The sequence below is a fragment of the Microbacterium sp. MYb54 genome (assembly GCF_002979515.1).
Lineage (GTDB): Bacteria > Actinomycetota > Actinomycetes > Actinomycetales > Microbacteriaceae > Microbacterium.
This window is the reverse complement of sequence record NZ_PCPA01000013.1, coordinates 73643-94701: the sequence shown is the minus strand read 5'-3', so window position 1 is coordinate 94701 and position 21059 is coordinate 73643. Positions and strand designations below refer to the sequence as shown.

Sequence of the window (21059 nt, the reverse complement as noted above, 5' to 3'; positions counted from 1 at the left end):
CTGCTCAGCGGCTCGCGGTGAGCAGGTGCCGTGGTGGTCCTTCGAGTCGGGCGACCGAGTTCTTCAGGTCGGTGACGTCGGCGGCGACGGCGTCGATGCGGGAGCTGAGCTTCTCGTCGACGGCGTCGATACGGGTGCTGAGCTTCTCGTCGACGGCGTCGATGCGATCGTCGATTCGGCGGACCATCCACGCGCCAGCGGCGAAAAGGCTGGTGCCGAGGGTGAGTACGATGCCGATCGCGCTGATGACGATCGTGAGGGTCTCGGTGGTCACCGTCTCATCGCCTTCCCGCGGTGAGCAGGCGTCGCGGTGGGCCTTCGAGTCGGGCGACGGAGATCTTCAGGTCGGTGACGTCTGCGGCGACCGCGTCGATGCGGGAGCTGAGCTTCTCGTCGACGGCGTCGATGCGTCGGACCATCCACGCGGCGCCGACGAACATGCTCGTGCCGAGCGTCACCACGACACCGACCGCGCTGATGATGATCGCGAGAACTTCCGTGGACACGTGTGCTCTCTCCTTGCTCGGATGGGTGTGTCGACGACGTTACGCCGCCTGCGCCGGTGTGTGCGCCGGTATTCCAGCATCTGTGAAGAGGTCGCTGGTGTCGCGAGGTGTGGAGGAAGTGTCAGCTCGCCGCGGGTGTCTGCGCGGGCGTCCGCGACGCGACCAGCATCAGCACCGGCACGACTGCGCACAGCCCTGCCGAGACGAAGAATGTCGTACTCGACGCGGGGTCGCGGCTGATCAGCAGGATCAGCGTGGGCACGAAGGTGCCGCCGACCGCACCGCACGCGACGAGCGCACCTGTCACGGCGGCGCTGCGTGCCGGATCGAGTCGGTCGAGGGCGAGCCCGAGGATGAGGCCATAGCTCGGGGCGAGCAGCACGACCACAGCCGCCAGCGCGACTAGTGCCCCCGCGGGTGCAGGCTCCACCAGCAGCCCCGCGACGAGCATCAGGACGGCGGCGGCGCTCGTGGCGGAGACGAGGATCACGATCGGCGACACGGAGAGACGGCGCAGTCCCGCCGCGCCGAATCGCCCGATCGCCATGAGTGTCCAGAACGCCGAGGTCCCCAATGCGGCGAGACCCGGATCGACCGCGAGGGTCCGCTCCGGGATCACGGCCGACCACCCGGAGAGCACGGTCTCGACACCGACGTAGAGCGGCAACGCCAGGGCGAACGGCAGGAGGACGAGGAGTCCGCGGGCGTCGCGGCGCGCGGGAGTCTCGGCGCGGGTGACAGCAGGGCGATGGCCGGCGAGCATCGCGATCGTGAGAAGCGGCACGGCGGCCAGGAGGCCGAGAACCGGTCGCACCCCGGAACCCGCGGCGACCAGCAGCGGGGTGACCGCCGCGCACACGGCGACCGTGCCGAGCAGGGCGCTGAGCAGCCCCGTCGCGCTACTCGTGGCCAGAGATTTCGCGGCAACGGCGCCTGAGGCCTCGACCAGCCCGAACCCGAGACCGGCGACGGCGGCGGCGATGATGAACACGGCAGGGGTGCCGGCCAGCGCCACCGTGACGATGGCGGCTGCCTGGAGTGCGCTGCCGATCATCAGCGCGGTCTGAGGCGGGCGGCGCATCAGCAGCGGGCCGGAGACCAGCACGCCGACGAGGAGCCCTGCGAACAGGGCGGGCACGGCCGTGCTGAGATCGGATCCGATCGCCCGTTCCGCCGAAGGCAGGATCGCGGGGACGAACGCCGCTGTGACGCCGAGGCCCGCGAACGCGGTGAAGAGTCCCGCCCGCGCGCGCCGTGCGTCTTTCGTCACGCCCGCACGCGGTGCACCGCGGCGAAGGTGTCGCGCAGCGCTTCCATCGAGCGGTCGTAGTTCGACTGGGCGACGCCGATGAAGATGCAGTCGACCACCATGAGCTGGGCGATCCGGCTGCCGAGAGCTCCGGAGCGGAAGCCGGTCTCGCGGGCGGCCGTCGTGAGCACGATGTCGGCCTGGTCGGCCAGCGGGGCGCCGGCGTGGTTCGTGATCGCGATGGTGGTCGCTCCGGCCCTGCGGGCGAGCAGCAGGAACTCGATCGTGTCGGTGGTCGCACCGGTGTGCGACACCGCTATCGCGACGTTGCCGGGGCCGAGTGTCGCAGCCGATGTCCACGCGGAGTGGGGGTCTGACCACTCCAGCGCCGTGCGCCCGATGCGGGTCAGCTTGCGCTGCAGGTCGAGTCCGACGATGGAGCTCGCGCCGACGCCGAAGATGTCGACCCTGGTGGAGGAGGTGATCGCATCGACCGAAGCCCGCAGTGATTCGGTGTCGAGCACCTTCGCGGTGTCGGCGAGGGAGAGCGTCTCGGCGAGCGAGACCTTCGCGACGATGTCGGCCAGCGTGTCGTTGCGGTCGATGTCGCCGGAGACCGCGGGAAGGGCTGCGGTATCGAACGTCTCGCGCTCGACGTCGCGCAGCACATGGTTGCGGAGTTCACGCACATGCTCGTAGCCGAGCCGCTTGCAGAAGCGCACGACCGAGGTGGTCGAGGTGTCGCAGCGCTGGGCGAGTTCCGCGATCGAGAGTCCTGCCGTTCCCGCCGGGTCTGCAAGGAACAGGTCGGCGATGCGCTGCTCGCTCGGACGCAGCTCGGGGCGGATCGCGCGCATGCGGACGAGCACGGGGTGCGCGCCGGCTTCGTCGCGGGCGGCTTCATGGGGCATGGGGTCTCCGATCACTGTTCATAACAGTAGAGGAACTTCTGTTACATAAGTAGTGACGTTCGTGTACTTTTAGTACCAACCAAGACCGACGACGTTCACGGGGCGGCAGGCAACAGCGCCTGACCCGACGCCACGGCGACGCGTCACACTCAGGAGGATCCAGCAATGAGCACAGCACGCTGGGCGTCACTCGGCGCTCTCACCGCGACGGGCCTCGCCGTCGCCCTCGTCATCACCGGTTGTTCCGCACCCGCATCCGCCCCCAAGCCCTCGGAAGGCGCTGCGGGCGGCGACCTCGTCGTCGGCGTCACGAGCGACCCCGACACCCTCTTCCCGTGGAAGGCCACGCAGTTCCAGGCCGTCAACGTCCTCCAGAACCTGTACGGCACGCTGACCGAGTTCGACGAGGACCTCAACGTGGTCCCCGGCCTCGCCGAGTCCTGGGACGTCTCGGAAGACGGCCTCACCGTCACGTTCAACCTCCGTGAGGGCGTCACGTTCGCCGACGGCAGCACGTTCGGCTCCGAAGACGTGAAGTACTCGCTCGATGCCATCGCGGCCGAGGCCACCGCTGCCGTCGCGCGCACCTCGCTCGCCTCCGTCACCGCGGTCGAGGCGACCGACGAGAAGACCGTCACGCTCACGTTGAGCGCTCCCGACGCCGCGCTTCCCGCCAACCTCGCCGTGATCAACATGGCGATGCTCTCCTCGGACGACACCGAAGAGGGACTGAACACCACCCCGAACGGCACCGGTCCCTTCATCCTCGACGACCGCAAGGCCAGCCAGTCGATCACGCTCGCGAAGAACGTCGACTACTGGGGCGACACCGCGCTGCTCGACACGGTCGAGTTCCGGGTGATCCCCGACGAGTCCTCGATCGTCTCGGCGATGCAGTCCGGCAACGTGCAGCTGGCCGTGTTCGACGACCCGCTGGTCGCCCAGACCGCGGAGGGCGCGAACGTCGAGGTCGCGACCACCCCGCAGCTGAGCTACCACGCGCTGCAGCTGAACGCCACGCGTGGCGACCTCGCCGATGTCAACGTGCGCCTCGCCGTCCAGTGCGCGATCGACCGCCAGGAGGTGCTCGACACCGCAGCCCTCGGCGAGGGCGAGGTCACCGGACCCATCACCTCTCCCGCGTACAAGTCCGACCCCGAATCGCGTCCGTGCCCCGAGCGCGACCTCGACAAGGCCGCCGAGTACCTGAAGAAGGCGGGCAAGGAAGACGGCGTCACCATCAAGACGATCGTCTCCCAGGGCGAGTACGCCACGTCGGTGAACGAAGCGCAGAACCTCAAGGCCCAACTGGCCGACGCGAAGATCACGCTCGACCTCGAGGTGCTCGAGTCCGGCGCGTACGTGGACCGCTGGATCGCGGCCGACTTCGACGCCGCCGTCGCGCTCAACGGCGGTCGTCCCGACCCCGACGGCATGTACGGTCGCTACTTCACCAGCACCGGAAACCTGAACAAGGTCGCCGGCTACTCCTCGCCCGAGCTCGACGCGCTGTTCGCCGAGGGCCGCCAGACGGCCGACCCCGACAAGCGCAAGGACATCTACGCGCAGGTCTCCGACAACCTCGAGGACAACGCCGCGTGGATCTGGCTGTTCACGAGCTACACCTACACGGCGACCGCGTCGACCGTCGACGGCTTCGTGCCGATGGTCAACGGCTCGCTGCAGTACCTGCGGACCACCTCCATCAAGTAGCGGATCGAGGGGGCGCGGCCCGGCCGCGCCCCCTCCTTCCCCGACGACAGGCACCCACTCACGCGCATGTTCAGACAGCTCCTCCGCAACAGTGTGCTGCGACGCATCCTCGCAGCCCTCGGCACGCTCCTCGGCGTCGCCATCTTCGTCTTCCTGATGCTGCGCGCCATCCCCGGCGACCAGATCAGCTCAGGCCTCGGCACCGAAGCGGCAGCCCTCACGCCGTCGCAGCGTGCCGCCCTCGAGTCGTACTACGGCCTCGACCAGCCGCTCTTCGTGCAGTTCTTCTCGTGGCTGGGCAACATCTTCACGGGCAACCTTGGGTTCTCCTCGCGCGCACAGACGAGCGTCCTCGACCTCACCGCCGCAGCCCTGCCTGTGACGTTCGAGCTCGCGATCTTCTCGATCGTGATCGCTCTCGCCATCGGCATCCCGCTCGGCATGCTCTCGGCGTCGAAGCCCGACTCGGTCCGCGACGGCTTCGGCCAGGTGGTCGGCCTCGCGGGGCTCTCGATCCCCGCCTTCCTCCTCGGCACCGCGCTCCTCGCGATCCTCGCCTCGTCGTTCGGCTTCAACCCGAACGGTCAGGCCTACGCCACGCTGTTCGAGGATCCGCTGCTGAACCTCCAGCAGATGCTGCTGCCCTCGATCGTGCTCGGCTTCGGCATCGCCGCGCCCATCATGCGCACGACTCGCACTGCGGTGCTCGAGATCCGCTCCAACGACTTCATCCGCACCGCGAGGGCCAAGGGCGTTCCGCCGCGTCGCCTGCAGATCCGCCACGTGCTGCGCAACGCGCTCGTCCCGATCGTGACCATGACCGGACTGCAGTTCGGCTATCTCCTCGGCGGCGCCGTGGTGGTCGAGCAGATCTTCTCGCTCCCGGGCATCGGGCGTCAGGTGCTGCTCGGTATCCAGCAGAAGGAGTACGCACTCGTGCAGAGCACCGTGCTCGTGATCGCGCTCGCCTTCGTCATCGTCAACCTGCTCACCGACCTGCTGTACCGGGTCATCGATCCTCGGGTGCGTGCCGCATGACCGACATCTCTCAGACCCCGGCCCTCGCCCCCGGCGGCGGGCGCACCATGGAGCGCGTGCGTCTCCTGCTGCGCAGCCGCAGCGGGCTCACCGGCCTCATCATCGTCGTGCTGCTCGCGGTGCTCAGCCTCGTCTCGGCCTTCGGGCTGCTGCCGTTCGATCCGCTCGCGCAGGACCCGCCGTCCCGTCTGCAGCCGCCGTCGGCCGTGCACTGGTTCGGCACCGATCAGTTCGGACGCGACGTGTTCTCGCGGGTCGCCGCGGGTGTCGCGAACTCCGCGCTCATCTCCGTCGTCGCCGTCGCCTTCGCCACCGTGGTGGGCACCGTGTGCGGACTCATCGCCGGCTTCTACCGCGGCTTCTCCGACGGTGCGATCACGGCGGTCACGAACGTGCTGTTCGCCTTCCCCCCGCTGCTGCTCGCCCTCTCGCTCGCGTCGGTGTTCGAGCGCAACTGGTTCACCATCGCCGTGGCCATCGCGATCGTCTACGTGCCGATCTTCATCCGCGTCACGCGCGGCCCCGTGCTGTCGCTGCGTGAGGTCGAATACGTCAAGGCGGCCAAGAGCACCGGTCAGAGCCGTATGGCGACGATGTTCCGCCACGTGCTGCCGAACATCACGTCGATCATCATCGTGCAGGTCACGCTGTCACTGTCGTGGGCCGTGCTCACCGAGGCGTCGCTGAGCTTCCTCGGACTCGGCACCCCACCGCCCGCGCCCTCGCTCGGTTCGATGATCTTCGAGGCGCGCACCCTCGTCACGATCGCCCCGTGGACCATGATCGCGCCCGGCGTGATCGTGGTGCTGCTCGTGGTCGGGCTGAACTTGCTCGGCGACGGCCTGCGCGACAGTCTCGACCCCCGGAACAGAGGAAAGCGATGACCATGGAGGACCTCGGCAGACTCGCCACGGAGGCCAGCGATCCTCGGTATGCGGAGCTCGACCTGATGAGCGTCGCCGAACTCGCACAGACCATGAACGAGGCGGATGCCACGGTGCCGGCCGCCGTGCAGCGCGCACTCGGGCAGATCGTCCCCGCGATCGAGGCCACGGCTGCGCGCATGGCGCAGGGCGGACGCCTGGTCTACGTCGGCGCAGGAACGCCGGGCCGCATCGGCGTGCTCGACGCTTCGGAGTGCCCGCCCACGTTCAGCACCCCGCCGGAGCTGGTCTTCGCGATCATGGCCGGTGGTCCCGGTGCGATCGTGAACCCGGTCGAGGGGGCTGAGGACGACGCGGAGGCGGGCGCTGCAGCCATCGATGCGGCCGGCATCGGACCACTCGACACCGTGATCGGCATCGCCTCCAGTGGGCGCACGCCCTACGTGATCGCGGCGGTGCGCCGGGCGCGCGAGCTCGGAGCTCTCAGCATCGGCCTCTCGTGCAACGTCGGGACCGCGCTGAGTGCGGCCGCGGAGCACGGCATCGAGGTCGAGGTCGGTCCCGAGGTGCTCTCCGGTTCGACCAGGCTCAAGTCGGGCACCGCGCAGAAGCTCGTGCTGAACATGTTCTCGACCATCTCGATGGTGCGAAACGGCAAGGCCTACGGCAACCTGATGGTGGATGTGAAGGCCACCAATCACAAGCTGCGCGAGCGGGCGATCCGGATGGTGCAGACCATCGCGGATGTCGACCGCGACGTGGCGGTGGCCGCCCTGGAGACGGCCGCCTACGACGTGAAGCTCGCGTCGATCATGATCCGCCGTGGCGAGGACCTCGCCGCGGCCACCGCACGACTGGGAGCCGCCGATGGTCGGCTGCGCACCGCACTGGAGGAGAACTGATGCGCGTCCTCGGACTGATCTCCGGCACCTCGCACGACGGGATCGATGCCGCCGTCGTCGACTTCACGACCAGCGGCGGGTTCACCGCGCACGGCGTGGATCTGCACGGCACGGTGCTCGCGGCGACGAGCGTGCCCTACGCCCCCGAGCTGCGGGCGCGGCTGATCGCTGCCCTGCCGCCCGCGCAGACGACGCTCGCCGAGGTGGCGGAGCTCGACACCCTGATCGGACAGGCATTCGCCGAGGTCGCGGCCGACATCGCGGCAGAGGTCGGCGGCGTCGACGCGGTCTGCTCGCACGGACAGACCGTGTACCACTGGGTCGACGGCGCGCACGCGCTGGGCACCCTGCAGATCGGGCAGCCCGCCTGGATCGCCGAGAAGGTCGGCGCCCCCGTGGTGTCCGACATCCGCATCCGCGACATCACGGTCGGCGGCCATGGCGCCCCGCTGGTGTCGTTCCTCGACGAGCTGCTGCTGCGTTCGCGCGCCGGGGTCTCCGCGGCCCTGAACCTCGGCGGCATCTCGAACATGACGGTGGTGCGGCAGGGCGGCCTGCTCGCCTACGACATCGGACCCGCGAACGCGCTGGTCGACGCCGTCATCGTGGAGCACGGCCTCAACCCGCTCGGCTACGACGACGACGCCGCGATCGCCCGCACCGGACAGGTCGACGAGGCGCTGCTGGCAGCCCTGCTCGAGGACGCGTACTACGCCCTCACCCCGCCCAAGAGCACCGGCAAGGAGCACTTCCACCTCGGCTACGTGCACGAGCACCTGGCCGCGCAGGGTCGCGAGATCGCGGTCGCCGATGTCGTGCGCACCCTCACCGAGCTCACGGTCCGCACTGTGGCGCGCGACGTGGAGGCCGCCGGCATCGGGTTCCTCGCCGTGTCGGGCGGAGGATGCCGCAACCCGCTGATCCTCGACGGTCTGCGCGCCGCACTGCCCGCGACCGAGGTCGTACTGGCCGACGAGCTGGGCGCCGCGGCCGACAGCAAGGAGGCGATCCTCCTCGCCCTCATCGGCTGGTCGACGATGCACGGCGTTCCCGCGATCGTCCCCGGCGGTACGGGGGCCCGCGAGCCGCGTATCCTCGGCACCATCACCCCGGGTGTCGGTCCACTGCAGATGCCCGAGCCCGTCGCCTCCATCGACTCCCTCGTGCTCACGGAGGCCGCGGCATCGTGAGCCTCCAGGTGCGCCCCGCCACCCCGGACGACCTGTCCGGGGTGCTCGAGGTGTTCCTCGCCTGCTGGCGGGAGAGCTACCGGGGCGTCCTCCCCGATGAGGCGATCCACGCGATGACCGACGAGCGCGCCGAGGCGCTGTGGCGGCGGGTGCTCGCGGATCCGCTGGGCATCGTGCTCGTCGCGGAGCGCGACGGCGGGATCGTCGGGATCACGCGCTATGCAGCGACCCCTGGCGACGATGGCCGGATCGACGGCGCCGTGCACTCCCTGTACGTCTCGCCTCGCGCCCACGGCGGAGGGATCGGCGGGGCGCTGCTGGCGCAGGCGACCGCAGAACTGCAGGATGCCGGGGCCGAGGCTGCGACGCTCTGGGTGTTCGCGGCGAATGCGCCGTCGATCGGGTTCTACGAGGCGAAGGGCTGGCACCTCGACGGGGCCACCCGCACGCAGCCGGAATTCGGCGAGCCCGAGCAGCGCATGCGCAAGGAGTGGTCATGAGTCGGGTCGAGACCTGCGGGGAGCGGAGATGACTGCCGTGGAGCGCATCCGCGTGCTCCGGGTGCCGTCGCCCCTCGTGCGACCGTTCGTCACGGCCGTGCGCCGCACCGACCACCTCGATGTGGTTCTCGTCGAGGTCACCGACACCGACGGGCGCCGTGGCTACGGTGAGGCTGCCACGAGCTGGCGTGTCACGGGGGAGAGCCCGCAGAGCGTGGCTGCTGCGGTGGCGGGCCCGCTTGCCGAGGCCGTGCTCGGGCGCCACGCCTGTGACCCCGGTATCCCCGCCGACATCGCGCGCTCCGTGTGGGGAAATGCCGCCGCTCGCAGCGCGGTCGAGTGCGCCGTCGCCGACCTCGCAGCGCAGCAGCGGGGAGTCGCACTCGCCCAGATGATCTCGGCCCTGACCGCGCCCTCGCGTCTCCGCACCGACATGACCCTGTCGGCGGGGGAGCCTGCCGTGCTCGCGTCCCTTGCCGCCGAACACGTCACCGCGGGCTTCGGATGCCTCAAGATCAAGGTCTCCGTCGCGCACGACACGGTCGCGGGGCTCCAGGCAGTTCGTGCCGCGGTCGGCCCCGACATCACGCTGCGGATCGATGCCAACCAGGCCTGGGGTGCCGAGACCGCGATCCGTGTGATCCGGGCTGCTGAAGACGCCGGACTCGCACTCGAACTCGTCGAGCAGCCTGTCGCCGCTCACGACCTCGACGCGCTCGCCGAGGTCACCTCTGCCGTCGACACCCCGATCATGGCCGACGAGTCGGTGCGTACGGCCCACGACGTGCGGATGATCGCCGACCGCGGCGCCGCAGCCCTCGTGAACATCAAGCTCGCCAAGACCGGCGGTCTCACGGAGGCCCTCGCCGCAGCGGAGACCGCACGAGCAGCGGGCCTGGGGGTCGTGATCGGCTGCATGATGGAGTCGCACGTCGGGGTGAGCGCCGCAGCCCACCTTGCGGCGGCCGTCGCCCCCGATGCCGTGCACGACCTGGATGCGGCGTTCTGGCTGCGCAGTTCACCGGTGACCGGTGGTGTCGTGCTCTCCGGAGACACGTTGGACCTCGGCGCAGGCGACGGGTTGGGGATCAGCGGGCTCGCGGCCGACGCACAGCCCGAGGTCCTCGTCGACCTCTCCCGTCGCGCGGCGGTGTCCGCATGAGTGCCGCCGAAGCCGTCGCGGCCGTCCTCGCGGGTGCGTCCGCTCCGCGAGGAGCCGTCGCGGGTGTCGTCACCGATGCCGGGCGCGACATCGCCGCCGGTGGCCTGGCTGATCTCGCCGGAACGCCGATGAGCGTCGAGACCGCGTTCGACATCGCCTCGGTGTCGAAGGTCGCGGCGACGACGACTGCGATCCTGCGACTGGTCAGCCGCGGCGACCTGCGCTTCGACGACCCGGTCGACCGCTTCGTCTCCGGCACCGCCTGCGCTCCGGGAACGACCGTGCGGCACCTGCTGCAGCACCGCGCAGGCCTCTGGGAGTGGCAGCCGCTCTACCTCGACCGCACGCGCGCGGATGCGGTTGCTGCCGCGGATGCCCTCCCGCTGCGGTACGGCCTCGACGAGGGACGGCACTACTCCGACCTGGGTTTCCTGCTCCTCGGCCGCATCATCGGGGCCGTCACCGGGCTCCCCCTTGACGAGGCGGTGCGCGAACTCGTGACCGCTCCCCTCGGCCTCGACCGAACCGGCTACGGCCCGGTCGGCGCACCCGTCGCGTCCTCCGCCATCGGCGACATCGCCGAGCGCCGGATGGTCGCCACCGGCGAGCCCTATCCGATCCTCACCACCACCCGTCACTTCGCCTGGCGGGAAGACGAGATCACCGGCGCCGCCAACGACGGCAACTGCTTCCACGCGCTCGGCGGCGTCGCAGGCCACGCCGGGCTCTTCAGTACCGCCGACGATCTGCTCACCCTCGGTGCCGCGCTCGCGGCCCCCGAACAGCATCCCGAGCTGTGGCATCCGGATGCCGTGGCGGAGCTGTTCCGCGACGGGCCCGACGCAGGCCAGGCGCTGGGCTGGCGCAGTGACACGGTCGCCGTCGCCGGTCGACAGACCCGGATGCTGTGGCACCCCGGTTACACGGGCTGCGCCCTCGGCATCGCGCCGGGCACCCCCACCACCTCCGGCACAGCCGCAGTGCTGCTGACGAACCGCCTCTTCGCCCCCGAGCCTGCATCGACCGAAGCGCTGTGGCGCAGGGCACTCCCCGCACTCCTGGACGACAGCGTCCACAGACTCCGTGACAACGATCCCGACGACAACGATCCCGACGACAACGATCCCGACGACAACGAAGGAACGAGAACATCATGAGCACCACCGAGCCCGTGCTGAGCATCAGCGGCCTCGCCGTCGCCTTCCGGACCGGTTCCGAGCTGGTCACCGCGATCAGCGACGTCAACATCGACATCGCCGCCGGTGAGACCGTCGCGATCGTGGGGGAGTCGGGGTCGGGCAAGTCGACCACCGCGGCCGCGGTCAACCGCCTGCTTCCGGAGAACGGCGTCATCACCGCCGGCAGCATCCGCTTCGATGGGCGTGAGCTGACCGACCTGCCAGAGAACGCGATGATCTCGCTGCGCGGTGCGGGCATCGGCCTCGTTCCGCAGGACCCGATGTCGAACCTCAACCCGATGATGCGTGTGGGCGAGCAGATCGGCGAGGCGCTGGAGGTGCACGGCCACACGCATGGCGACGCCACCAAGGCGCGGGTCGTCGAGCTGCTCGAGATGGTGGGCATCGCGGATGCCGCGCAGCGATCGAGCCAGTACCCGCACGAGTTCTCCGGCGGCATGCGCCAGCGCGTGCTCATCGCGATGGGCCTCGCCTGCAAGCCGCGCCTGCTGATCGCCGACGAGCCCACCTCTGCCCTCGATGTGACCGTGCAGCGGCGCATCCTCGACCAGCTCGACACGCTCACCGACGACCTCGGCACCGCGGTCTTCCTGATCACGCACGACCTGGCCCTCGCCGCCGAGCGCGCCGACCGGATCGTCGTGATGTTCCGCGGCCGGGTGGTGGAGGAGGGCACATCGGCCCAGGTGCTCGGCGACCCGCAGCACGAGTACACCAAGCAGTTGCTTGCCGCGGCGCCGAGCCTCGCCTCGCGTCGGGATGCCCTGCCGCAGCGCGAAGCCGCCGCCGGAACGCCCTTCGTCGAGATCAGGGACCTTCGCAAGGAGTTCGCCCTCCGTGCGCCCAAGGCAGGGGAGCCGCAGACGTTCACGGCGGTCGACGGGGTGAGCTTCGAGATCCGCCGCGGCACCACCGTGTCGATCGTCGGCGAGTCGGGTTCGGGCAAGTCGACGACCGCGAACATGGTGCTCGGGCTCGAAGACGCCACCTCCGGGTCGATCCTGTTCGATGGGCTCGACCTGACCACGCTCCGCCGCAAGGAGCTGTTCGCCCTCCGCCGTCGCGTGCAGCCGGTGTTCCAGAACCCCTACGCCTCGCTCGACCCGCGCTACACGGTCGAGCAGTCGATCGCCGAGCCGCTGCGTGTACACCGCATCGGCACGACCGCCTCGCGTCACGCCCGCGTGCTCGAGCTGCTGGAGCAGGTCGCGCTGCCCGCGGCGATGGCCGAGCGGCTGCCGCACGAGCTCTCCGGCGGGCAGCGTCAGCGCGTGGCGATCGCCCGCGCCCTGGCGCTCGAGCCCGAGCTCGTGGTGCTCGACGAAGCGGTGTCGGCGCTCGACGTGCTGGTGCAGGCGCAGATCCTCGACCTGCTCGCCGACCTGCAGCGCCGCCTCGGCCTGAGCTACCTGTTCATCAGCCACGACCTCGCCGTCGTGCGGATGATCTCCGACGAGGTGCACGTCATGCAGCGCGGCGTCGTGGTCGAGAGCGGCACGCCCGAGCGCATCTTCGACGCTCCGCAGCATCCGTACACGCGTGAGCTGCTCGCCGCGATCCCGGGAGCGACGCTGGCGTCCTGACGTCAGCGCTTGCGGTCGTCGTCCTCCCAGGGACCTTCCCACCAGCCGGCGCGCCCGTCGTCCGAGCCGCCGCGCCCACGACGTGAGCGCACGAACTGCACGATGAACACGGTCAGCGTGCTGAGCAGGATCAGGAAGACGACGAGGAACAGCAGGTCGCTCTGGTTCATGGGCGTTTCCCCTCCGCGGCATCCGCCACGATCTTCGCGATGCGGGCCGACCGGGTCTCCGGGCGCTTGGCCATCGCGATGTGTGTGAGGCCGAACTTCTTGACCGACTTCGGGAAGGCGTCCCAGTTCTCCCGCGCGGCGGGGACGGCGTCGAGCGCCGCCGCGAACTCGTCGGGCTCGACCCCGGCCTCGGGGCCGTCGAGCACGGTCCAGGAGCCGTTCGCCTTCGCGACCTCGAGCACGCGGATGCCGGCGGGAGCGAGGTGTCCGGCGGCTTCCAGTTCCGCGATGCGCGCCTTGTTCGTCGCCGCCCAGCCGCTGCCGGGGCGGCGAGGGGAGAACCACTGGCCGTTCGCGCGGTCGTCCGTCCCGTCGCCGAACACGCGCACAGGTCCGTCGATCCAGCCGAAGCAGAGCGCCTGACGGACGGCATCCTCGTAGCCGACGCCGTCGGAGGAGCCCCGAACGCTCAGCAGCCAGACGCCGGCAGCCCGCTCGTGGTTCTCCTCGAGCCAGGCGCGCCAGGCCGCAGCATCCGCCGCCCTGAGTCGTTCGCCGTCGTCCAGTGCGCCCATGTGCTACTTCTTGGTCTTCACCGTCGTGATCGTCTCGGTGATCCGCGGCAGCAGGTCGGCAACGGACTGCACGATCTCGTCGGGGCGGAACGGGTACTTCTCGATCTCGGCCTGGTCGCTGATGCCGGTGAGCACCAGCACGGTGTGCAGGCCCGCCTCGATGCCGGCGACGACGTCGGTGTCCATGCGGTCGCCGATCATGCCGGTGCGCTTCGAGTGCGCGCCGATCTTGTTCAGCGCCGAACGGAACATCATCGGGTTCGGCTTGCCGACGACGTAGGGCTCCTTGCCGGTGGCCTTCGTGATGAGGGCGGCGATCGCGCCGGTGGCCGGCAGCGGTCCGTCGGTGCTCGGGCCCGTGGCATCCGGGTTCGTGACGATGAAGCGCGCGCCGCCGATGATGAGGCGGATCGCCTTCGTGATCGCCTCGAACGAGTAGTTGCGCGTCTCGCCGACGACCACGAAGTCGGGGTTCGTCTCGGTCATGATGAAGCCGGCATCGTGCAGGGCGGTGAGGATGCCGGCCTCGCCGATCACGAACGCCGAACCGCCGGGAAGCTGCTGCTTCAGGAAGTCGGCTGTCGCGAGAGCCGAGGTCCAGATGCGCTCCTCAGGAACGTGCAGTCCGCTGATGCGCAGGCGAGCGGAGAGGTCGCGCGCGGTGAAGATCGAGTTGTTGGTGAGCACCAGGTACGGGATGCCCGCGCTCTCCCATCCGGCGAGCAGCTCGGATGCTCCGGGGATGGCGTCGTTCTCATGGACGAGCACGCCGTCCATGTCGGTGAGCCAGCATTCGATGTCGTCACGTTGTGCCATGTGCACAGCCTAGAGGCCGCAGGCGACGCGCACCTGACCGTGTTGCGGAGGGAGCTAGGGAGCGGGTGTCTCGGTCGGTGCAGGGGTGTCGCGGACGAACTGCGGGTCGCCGGGGGTGATCCCGAAGAACAGCGGATCGGTCGGGGACTCGACATCGGTGGGGAGGTACCCCTCGCCGAGTCGCTCGCCGTGGAAGAGCAGTTCGCTGAGCTCATCGCGATCGCCGGGCCAGCACGCGGTTTCTGCGGCGATCCTGACCCGCCCGTCCTGTCGGATCTCGACGAGCAGAAGCGAGAAGTCGCCTTCGTCGCGCACCGTGAGTTGGATGAGTTGTCCCTCTTGGCCATCCTCACCGAGCACGCGCCGCTGGGGCGTCATATCGTTGTCCGTGAGAAACTCTTCGACCGAGTCGGCATAGGCCTCGCGTTGGGCGCCGTCTAGTTCGATGCTGCGGTTCAGATCGAACCGGTACTGGTCGTCACCGTCGCATTCGACCGGCTGCATGCCGTAGACGCCGAGCTGGCCGATCTTCCAGTCCTCGTCGGCCAGTGTCGTCTGCAGCTCGTTCACGAACCCGCGATAGCGGAGATAGTTCTCCTCGGCCTCGTTGAACAGTGCCTGTCCCTGGGGGGCGGGTCCGCTCACTGTGCAGCCGGTCATGATGATCACTCCCATCACTGCGAGCACTGCACTCGCACGTCGTCTGCTTCTCGTGGTCGTTCTCACGTGATCACCGATCTCGCAGGCTCAACGAGTTGCGTGGACGTCACAACTAGGGCGCGGGTGTCTCGGTCGGTGCAGGGGTGTCGCGGACGAACTGCGGATCGCCGGGAGTGATGCCGAAGAACAGCGGATCGGTCGGGGACTCGACGTCGGTGGGGAGGTAGTCGCCGAGGAAGTAGATGTCGCCGAAGAGCATGTCAGAGAGATCGTGGGCGTTTCCGGGGCGGCAAGCGGTGGCGGCGGAGATGAGGGCGTTGCCGTTCTTGCCGAACTCGATCAGGAGCAGTTCGAAGCCGCGTTCATCGGCGACGGCGATCTGGACGAGTGAGTCGGATCCTTCACCGAGGGTACGGCGGCTGGGCGTCATGCCGGCGTCGGTGAGGTATTGCTCGATGGCATCCGCGTTCTGTTCGCGATCCGCAAGTTCCATCGTGAGTCGCCGCCCCAGATTGAACTGGTACCCGTTGCCGTTGTCGCATTGATCGGGTTGCATGCCGTAATCGCCGACCTGGCCCACGATCCAGGGGTCGGTGGACAGCACCGATTGCACACCGTTCACGAATTCCCGGTAGTCCATGTACGTCTGCTCGGCGTCTGCATAGAGTGCTTCTCCTGCCGGGACGGGGTCCGCGTTGTCACAACCGGTCATGATCATCACTCCTGTCAAAGTCAGTGCGAGAACTCCCAGCGCTCGCCTGCGGGTGTGCCTACGTCGGATCACCACAGCCACCAATCATCGCTTCCGTATCCGTCCGGTGTCGTCAGCGGGCTACCCGTCCCGATGATGTTCACGATGTTCGCGAACGATTCGGACCCTTCTTGAAGGTACCCGCCAGGATGGCCGGTCGACCCGATGGGGAAGTCCCCTTCGTCGTGCGTTCCGTGCCCGGGGGTCTGCAGCAGTGGCTCACCGTCGTGGTGCTGCGCCGTGGGTGCGGTGCCGTCGAGATTCGGCGCAAAGCCGCCGTTGGTGTCGAACGATACCGCGCCGTCGAGGCTGCCCGGATCGATGGCGTGTGCTCCCCAGGCGAACGGGTTCTCCGGAGCCCAACGTCCTTTCCGTGCCCAGAAGTCCTCTGGCGATGTCGATGCGTAGATGTTCGTGCCGGCGTAGTCGACGCGCGCGTCGGGGTCATCACCGAGAGCGCGATCAGTGAGTCCCGCCGAGCCGATGGCGATCAGGTTGTCCACGCCCAGATTGTCGTTGGCGCTGCCGACCGCGAGAAACGCGGTGGTGCTGCCGTAGGAATGGCCGACTACCGTGGTGACGGCATCGTGCGGAGCCGCCTGATCGAGTCCTCGAAGGAATGGCGTCAGTGTCTCCGCGCCCGTGACAGCCTGATCCATGCTGCTGACTGTCGCCAGGTTCGGGGTGTCGTAGCCGAACTATACGATCGTGGCACCCAACCCGCCATCGTTAGTGATGCGCTTGTTGAGGTCGAGGGACGTCTCTCCCCAATCGCTGAGCTGGTTCACCTCCGACATCATTCCGCCGAGCAGAACATTGACGTTCGTCACCCCGGAGAGCGGGTCGGTGAAGGAACCCTCGGCATACTTGAACCCGTCCACATACAGCATCGCGGCTGTCGCCTGGTTCTTGTCGAACAGATTGAGAGAGACGGGCACGCCACCGCGGCGAAACTCCTCAAGAAGAACGTCGAGCTCCGTATCCCGCGGCTCCCCCCCCAGTCAATGGCATGCGCATCGAACATGGTCTTCACGTTCGCCGCGATCCGGTACTCATACGGCACGCCCTCGAGGTTCCCGATGAACCCGGGATACGCCTCGAGGTAGTGCTCCTTCTGCGCATCGGTGAGGGAGTTCCAGATCGCCGCTACCTCGGCGGGTGAGTCGGCGTCGGACAGAGAGGCGAGGGTGGCGGCGTCCGCTGCGGACACGTAGTTCTCGTCGACGCTCGCGAGAGCCGCGACGGCGCGGGCATAGGCGTCGTCCCATGACTCGAACGCACGCTCCCACGCCGCCCATGCGTCTTCGAGGTCGGATGCCGCGACGGCGTTGCCGGTCTGCGCGGTCTGCACGGCTTCGCGAAAGCGCTCGTCGCGAGCATGCAGGGTCCGGGGTGGCGTGGTCACGTCTTGGCCGGAGCTCCACGCATCGTAGTCATCGCTACGCTCCCAGGTGCTCAGTTCGCCCTGAGCATCCGCGAGGCTGGCGTCGGCCGTGGCGACAGCGGTCTGAGCCTCGGTGACCGACTCCATCAGCTGATTCGCGCGGCCCCCGTGCTCCTCAGCGCCCTGACCGTAGGCGAGGAGGATGCCCTTGATGCGACGGATGCGGGCGGCCGGAGACTCGAATGCGGCAGCGACATCGCCCGCCATGACCTTCGCCAGTTCGAGCGCCTGCCCTCGTCCTTCGAGGTTGTCGGTCACGTTGCGCAGCACGAGCTGCATCGACGAGACCTCGTCGGCCGCATCTTCGAGGTGCCCGTGGAGGCTGTTCATCTGCCCCTCGTCGTACTCGATGCGCTCGAACGGATAGCCCTTGGGCGAGGTGGTCACAGCGGAAGATCTTCCCAACCGGCGCCGAGGCGCAGGTCGAGGTCCGCGGTCTGCGTCTCCAGCGTCAGCAGTCGGCCGGCGATCTTCTGCACGTCGTCCTGAGCGATCTGCACCAGCGCATGAGTTTCCCCGATGGCGCCCTCCAGCATCTCCCTCAGTGACGTGCGGCCGACCGGTGCCTGCACGCCGGTGTCAGCGGCGTGGGCAGTGCTCATCTTCAGCTCGAGTTCACGTGCCGAGACCTCGAGCTCCGTGCGCTGCGTCGACAGCACCAACTGCGTGATGCTGAAATCCTGTGACATGAACCAACCCCCCGGTTTGGATTCAACCCTAGGAGATCGGCACCCGAAAAAGAGACAGGGGCGGCCGCTTCATATCGGGTCAGGCGGTGAGCCAGATCGCGTCGGCGGCGTGCGCGACCTCGGCCTCGGTGCCGCCGATCGAGAAGCCGCCTGCGGTCACTTCGACCTCGACGCCCACGGCGATCCCTGCGGCTTCGACGGCGCGGAGCACCTCCGGGTCCTGGTCGCTCACCCGTAGCACCCGACCGACGTGCCCGACAGGTGCATCGGCGAGCAGTACGAACGGCACGCGCTCGATGTGACCTTCGGCATCGGGGATCGCGTCGCCGTGCGGGTCGAAGCGCGGGCGTCCGAGGCGTGCGTCTATGCCCTCCAGCAGCCGGTCGCTGATGGTGTGCTCGAGCACTTCGGCCTCGTCGTGCACCTCGTCCCAGCCGTAGTCGAACTCCTGCACCAACCAGGTCTCGACCAAGCGGTGCCGGCGCACCATGGCGAGAGCGCGGACGGTGCCGGCATCCGTCAGTCGCACCGCACCGTAGGGCACGTGCGAGACGAGGCCGGCGGCGGCGAGCTTCTTCACCATCTCGGTGACAGACGACGGGGCGATGCCGAGCTTCGCGGCGAGCACCGAGGGAGTGATCGGTGCGTCCTGCCACTCGGTGTGCGCGTAGACGGTCTTCAGGTAGTCGTCAGCTGCAGGGGATGCCACCGGTCCAGCCTACGTGGTGCGCTCGCGCGCCCACGAGGTGAGTCCGTGGATGAGCGCCCGTACCCCGATCTCGAACGTGCGGCGGGCAGGGTCCGTGCTGAGGCGCGCACGGGCGGTCTCGGCCTCGGCGAAGGTCGGGAACTGCGGCGCGAGCTCTCCGGGGGCCATGTTGTCCGCGGGGGCGAGGGCGTCGAGGGCGGAGCCGATGATGAACGACTCCAGAGCCACGATGGCGTCGACGATCGTGTCGGTCGGCCAGCCGTCGTCGCTGAGCAGGCGGGCAATCTGCTCGTAGTCGGCGAACGAGCCCTCGTCGGCGTCGATCGGCGAGGTCGCGAGCATGACCATTGCCTCCGGCGCGGCGATCGCGGCGTCGCGGTAGCTGTGCGCCCACGTGAGGAGTGCGTCCTCGACGGACATCTCGTGCAGCACGGGGGAGACGAGCGCGCGGCTGACCTGCCCGCGCATCGCCCGGATCACCGCGTCGCGGTTCGCGAAGTGGTGATAGAGCGCCGAGGTGCGAACGCCCAGCGATTCCGCGAGTGCGGTCATCGTGAACTGGCGCGGGGTGCGCTGCGCGCTGAGCGTGAAGGCGGCCTTCAGGATGCGCTCTTCGGTGAGCACCTGCGTCGACGGTCGGCCGACGCTGCGCGGAGATTTCGTCATCGTGCTCGATTCTGCTCAGGCGTCTGGTATTTTATTGAAACTCTTTCAATACCGAATGAGTCAATACCGACGAAGGTACAGCCCATGACCGGTTTCGACGCCGACACCATTGTCACCGGCGCGCACGTGGTGACGATGGACCCGCGCCGCCCGCACGCCACCGCCTTCGCAGTGCGCGACGGCCGCTTCCTCGCCGTGGGCGACGACGCACTGGTCCGCGAGCTGCGCGGACCCCGCACGGTCGTGCACGATCTCAGCGGTGCCGCTGTGACGCCAGGGCTCATCGATGCGCACCTGCACCCGATCCAGGGGATCGAGCTGACGGCCGGGATCGACCTGGGCGGGCTCACCACGGGAACAGCGCTTCTCGCAGCGCTTCGTGCCGAAGCCGATCGCGCGCTCGCCGAAGACGCCGATCCGTGGGTGCGCGGCTGGAACCTCGACTACGACGTGTTCCACGACCTGCCGATGACGGCGGCCGCGATCGACGATGCGGTGCGCGGGCTCCCGGCGCTGCTGATCGTGTTCGACGGCCACACCGCCCTCGCCAGCCGCGCCGGCCTTGCGCGCGCGGGCATCACCGGCGCGCGCGAGTTCGAAGACTCGTCGTGCGTGGTCATCGATGCCGATGGCCGCCCGACCGGGGAGCTGCGCGAGCTCGGCGCCTACGAGCCCGTACGGCTGAGCGCCCCGGCGTTGACGCGCGATCAGACCCTCGCCGTCGGGCATGAGCTGCTGCGCGGACTGCGTGGCTCCGGCCTCACCGGCGGCACGATCATGGACGGCGGCTTCGCCACGCTCGAACTGCTCGCCGCTCTGGAGCAGGGGCCAGGGCTCCCGATCCGCATCGTCTCGGCCATCGACCACGAGCCCGGGTTCGACGAGGAGCGTACGGCCGCGAACCTCGCGATGCGCGACCGGCGCGGCGACCGGTGGCGCGGTGGAGTGGTCAAGCTCTATGCCGACGGCGTGGTCGAGACCGGAACCGCATGGCTGCACGAGCCCGACTCAGCCGGTGAGGGCCTGGAGCCGTTCTGGAAAGATGCCGCGGCGTACGGCCGCACCGTGCGGCGATACGCCGAAGCCGGGTTCCAGGTCGCGACGCACGCGATCGGTGACCGGGCCGTCGGGGAAGTCGTCGACGCGTATCTCGCGGCCGGAGTGCGCAGCGCCTCAGGGGCGCCGCACCGCATCGAGCACCTCGAGACGACCACCGACCGTGATGTCGCGCGCATCGCCGCGGCCGGGATAACCGCCTCGATGCAGCCCCTGCACATGCAGTGGCGCAAGGCCGACGGCTCGGACGACTGGTCGCACCGACTCGGGCCCGTGCGCGCCGCCCGTGCCTGGCGTGTGCGCGACTACTGGGAGGCCGGAGCGACCCTCGCCCTCGGATCCGACTGGCCCATCGCGCAGAACGACGCCCGCATCGGCCTCGCGTGGTCGATGTTGCGCCGCCGCCCGGGCGATCCCGGCGCCCCCGTGTTCGAGCCCGACCAGGTGCTCACCCCCTACCAGGCGCTGCACGGCTACACCGTGGGCGCCGCCCGAGCCCAGGGTGATGCCGACCTCGGTCGCATCGCTCCGGGGTTCCGGGCCGACTACGCCGTGTGGGCGGAGAACCCGCTGCACGTCTCTCCTGACGACCTCCCCGACCTGCCCGTACAGGCGACGGTCGTCGGCGGGTCCGAGCCCTGACCCCCGGCTCGCCCGCACCCCTCCTCCACACTCGCTCCCTTCAC

The 21059-nt window shown here is 69.1% G+C and carries 23 protein-coding genes and 1 pseudogene; 10 read left to right on the top strand and 14 right to left on the bottom strand.

Translation table 11 applies throughout. The features are described from left to right. Positions 1-4: 4 nt before the first annotated feature. The 4 genes from CQ040_RS14500 to CQ040_RS14485 all read right to left on the bottom strand — a co-directional run bounded on the left by CQ040_RS14500 (position 5) and on the right by CQ040_RS14485 (position 2666). The gene (locus CQ040_RS14500; RefSeq protein ID WP_105527390.1) at positions 5-274 is read right to left on the bottom strand and encodes a hypothetical protein; all 270 of its coding nucleotides are present in this window, start codon (positions 272-274) and stop codon (positions 5-7) included. A gap of 4 nt (positions 275-278) precedes the next feature. Then, the gene (locus tag CQ040_RS14495; RefSeq protein WP_105527391.1) at positions 279-506 is read right to left on the bottom strand and encodes a hypothetical protein; all 228 of its coding nucleotides are present in this window, start codon (positions 504-506) and stop codon (positions 279-281) included. A gap of 121 nt (positions 507-627) precedes the next feature. Next, positions 628-1776: a sugar MFS transporter gene (locus CQ040_RS14490; RefSeq protein WP_105527392.1), complete on the bottom strand. Its 1149-nt coding sequence runs from the start codon at positions 1774-1776 to the stop codon at positions 628-630. Further along, entirely contained in the window at positions 1773-2666 is an 894-nt protein-coding gene (locus tag CQ040_RS14485) for a MurR/RpiR family transcriptional regulator (protein WP_105527466.1), read from the bottom strand. Before CQ040_RS14485 ends, CQ040_RS14490 begins: the two co-directional genes overlap by 4 nt. A 165-nt stretch (positions 2667-2831) precedes the next feature. On the opposite strand from CQ040_RS14485, the gene CQ040_RS14480 reads away from it, so the two are divergent. The 9 genes from CQ040_RS14480 (at position 2832) to CQ040_RS14445 (ending at position 12837) form a co-directional block, all read left to right on the top strand. Further along, positions 2832-4379, top strand: coding sequence for an ABC transporter substrate-binding protein (locus CQ040_RS14480; protein WP_105527393.1), 1548 nt, complete (start codon positions 2832-2834; stop codon positions 4377-4379). A 66-nt stretch (positions 4380-4445) separates the two neighbouring features. Continuing rightward, positions 4446-5417, top strand: a complete 972-nt coding sequence (locus CQ040_RS14475; RefSeq protein ID WP_105527394.1) for an ABC transporter permease — start codon at positions 4446-4448, stop codon at positions 5415-5417. Beyond that, entirely contained in the window at positions 5414-6301 is an 888-nt protein-coding gene (locus tag CQ040_RS14470; RefSeq protein ID WP_021198224.1) for an ABC transporter permease, read from the top strand. The genes CQ040_RS14475 and CQ040_RS14470 overlap by 4 nt, the downstream gene beginning before the upstream one ends. After that, positions 6298-7203, top strand: a complete 906-nt coding sequence (gene murQ, locus CQ040_RS14465; protein WP_105527395.1) for an N-acetylmuramic acid 6-phosphate etherase — start codon at positions 6298-6300, stop codon at positions 7201-7203. The genes CQ040_RS14470 and murQ overlap by 4 nt, the downstream gene beginning before the upstream one ends. Next, positions 7203-8393: an anhydro-N-acetylmuramic acid kinase gene (locus tag CQ040_RS14460; RefSeq protein ID WP_181156934.1), complete on the top strand. Its 1191-nt coding sequence runs from the start codon at positions 7203-7205 to the stop codon at positions 8391-8393. Before murQ ends, CQ040_RS14460 begins: the two co-directional genes overlap by 1 nt. After that, positions 8390-8893: a GNAT family N-acetyltransferase gene (locus CQ040_RS20730; protein WP_181156936.1), complete on the top strand. Its 504-nt coding sequence runs from the start codon at positions 8390-8392 to the stop codon at positions 8891-8893. Before CQ040_RS14460 ends, CQ040_RS20730 begins: the two co-directional genes overlap by 4 nt. Before the next feature lie 28 nt (positions 8894-8921). Further along, positions 8922-10055, top strand: a complete 1134-nt coding sequence (locus CQ040_RS14455; protein WP_181156937.1) for a mandelate racemase/muconate lactonizing enzyme family protein — start codon at positions 8922-8924, stop codon at positions 10053-10055. Continuing rightward, positions 10052-11212 carry a serine hydrolase gene (locus CQ040_RS14450; protein WP_105527397.1) on the top strand — a complete coding sequence of 387 codons (1161 nt, stop codon included), beginning with the start codon at positions 10052-10054 and terminating at the stop codon, positions 11210-11212. The genes CQ040_RS14455 and CQ040_RS14450 overlap by 4 nt, the downstream gene beginning before the upstream one ends. After that, a complete protein-coding gene (locus tag CQ040_RS14445) occupies positions 11209-12837 on the top strand; it encodes an ABC transporter ATP-binding protein (protein WP_105527398.1) in 1629 nt (542 codons plus the stop codon). Before CQ040_RS14450 ends, CQ040_RS14445 begins: the two co-directional genes overlap by 4 nt. 2 nt (positions 12838-12839) lie before the next feature. On the opposite strand, the gene CQ040_RS20725 is transcribed toward CQ040_RS14445, so the two are convergent. The 10 genes and pseudogenes from CQ040_RS20725 to CQ040_RS14400 form a co-directional block, all read right to left on the bottom strand. Continuing rightward, positions 12840-13007, bottom strand: coding sequence for a hypothetical protein (locus CQ040_RS20725; protein WP_181156939.1), 168 nt, complete (start codon positions 13005-13007; stop codon positions 12840-12842). Continuing rightward, positions 13004-13582 carry a YdeI family protein gene (locus tag CQ040_RS14440; RefSeq protein WP_028500867.1) on the bottom strand — a complete coding sequence of 193 codons (579 nt, stop codon included), beginning with the start codon at positions 13580-13582 and terminating at the stop codon, positions 13004-13006. Before CQ040_RS14440 ends, CQ040_RS20725 begins: the two co-directional genes overlap by 4 nt. A 3-nt stretch (positions 13583-13585) precedes the next feature. Then, the gene (locus CQ040_RS14435) at positions 13586-14398 is read right to left on the bottom strand and encodes an HAD-IIA family hydrolase (protein ID WP_021198233.1); all 813 of its coding nucleotides are present in this window, start codon (positions 14396-14398) and stop codon (positions 13586-13588) included. A 54-nt stretch (positions 14399-14452) separates the two neighbouring features. Beyond that, a complete protein-coding gene (locus CQ040_RS14430; RefSeq protein WP_146113904.1) occupies positions 14453-15058 on the bottom strand; it encodes a hypothetical protein in 606 nt (201 codons plus the stop codon). A 112-nt stretch (positions 15059-15170) separates the two neighbouring features. Beyond that, the gene (locus CQ040_RS14425; protein WP_146113905.1) at positions 15171-15770 is read right to left on the bottom strand and encodes a hypothetical protein; all 600 of its coding nucleotides are present in this window, start codon (positions 15768-15770) and stop codon (positions 15171-15173) included. A gap of 68 nt (positions 15771-15838) precedes the next feature. Continuing rightward, positions 15839-16492: pseudogene (locus CQ040_RS14420) on the bottom strand (alpha/beta hydrolase); the annotation flags it as partial. Positions 16493-16635: 143 nt separating this feature from the next. Beyond that, positions 16636-17640, bottom strand: coding sequence for a hypothetical protein (locus CQ040_RS14415; RefSeq protein ID WP_105527402.1), 1005 nt, complete (start codon positions 17638-17640; stop codon positions 16636-16638). Further along, a complete protein-coding gene (locus tag CQ040_RS14410; protein WP_105527403.1) occupies positions 17637-17942 on the bottom strand; it encodes a hypothetical protein in 306 nt (101 codons plus the stop codon). The genes CQ040_RS14415 and CQ040_RS14410 overlap by 4 nt, the downstream gene beginning before the upstream one ends. 79 nt (positions 17943-18021) lie before the next feature. Further along, positions 18022-18651 carry a metal-dependent transcriptional regulator gene (locus tag CQ040_RS14405; RefSeq protein ID WP_105527404.1) on the bottom strand — a complete coding sequence of 210 codons (630 nt, stop codon included), beginning with the start codon at positions 18649-18651 and terminating at the stop codon, positions 18022-18024. Positions 18652-18660: 9 nt separating this feature from the next. Beyond that, complete coding sequence (locus tag CQ040_RS14400) at positions 18661-19317, bottom strand: TetR/AcrR family transcriptional regulator (RefSeq protein WP_028500863.1); 657 nt, start codon at positions 19315-19317, stop codon at positions 18661-18663. A gap of 84 nt (positions 19318-19401) precedes the next feature. Here CQ040_RS14400 and CQ040_RS14395 point away from each other — a divergent pair, with 84 nt between their 5' ends. Then, the gene (locus CQ040_RS14395) at positions 19402-21015 is read left to right on the top strand and encodes an amidohydrolase (protein WP_105527405.1); all 1614 of its coding nucleotides are present in this window, start codon (positions 19402-19404) and stop codon (positions 21013-21015) included. The last annotated feature ends 44 nt before the right edge of the window (positions 21016-21059 follow it).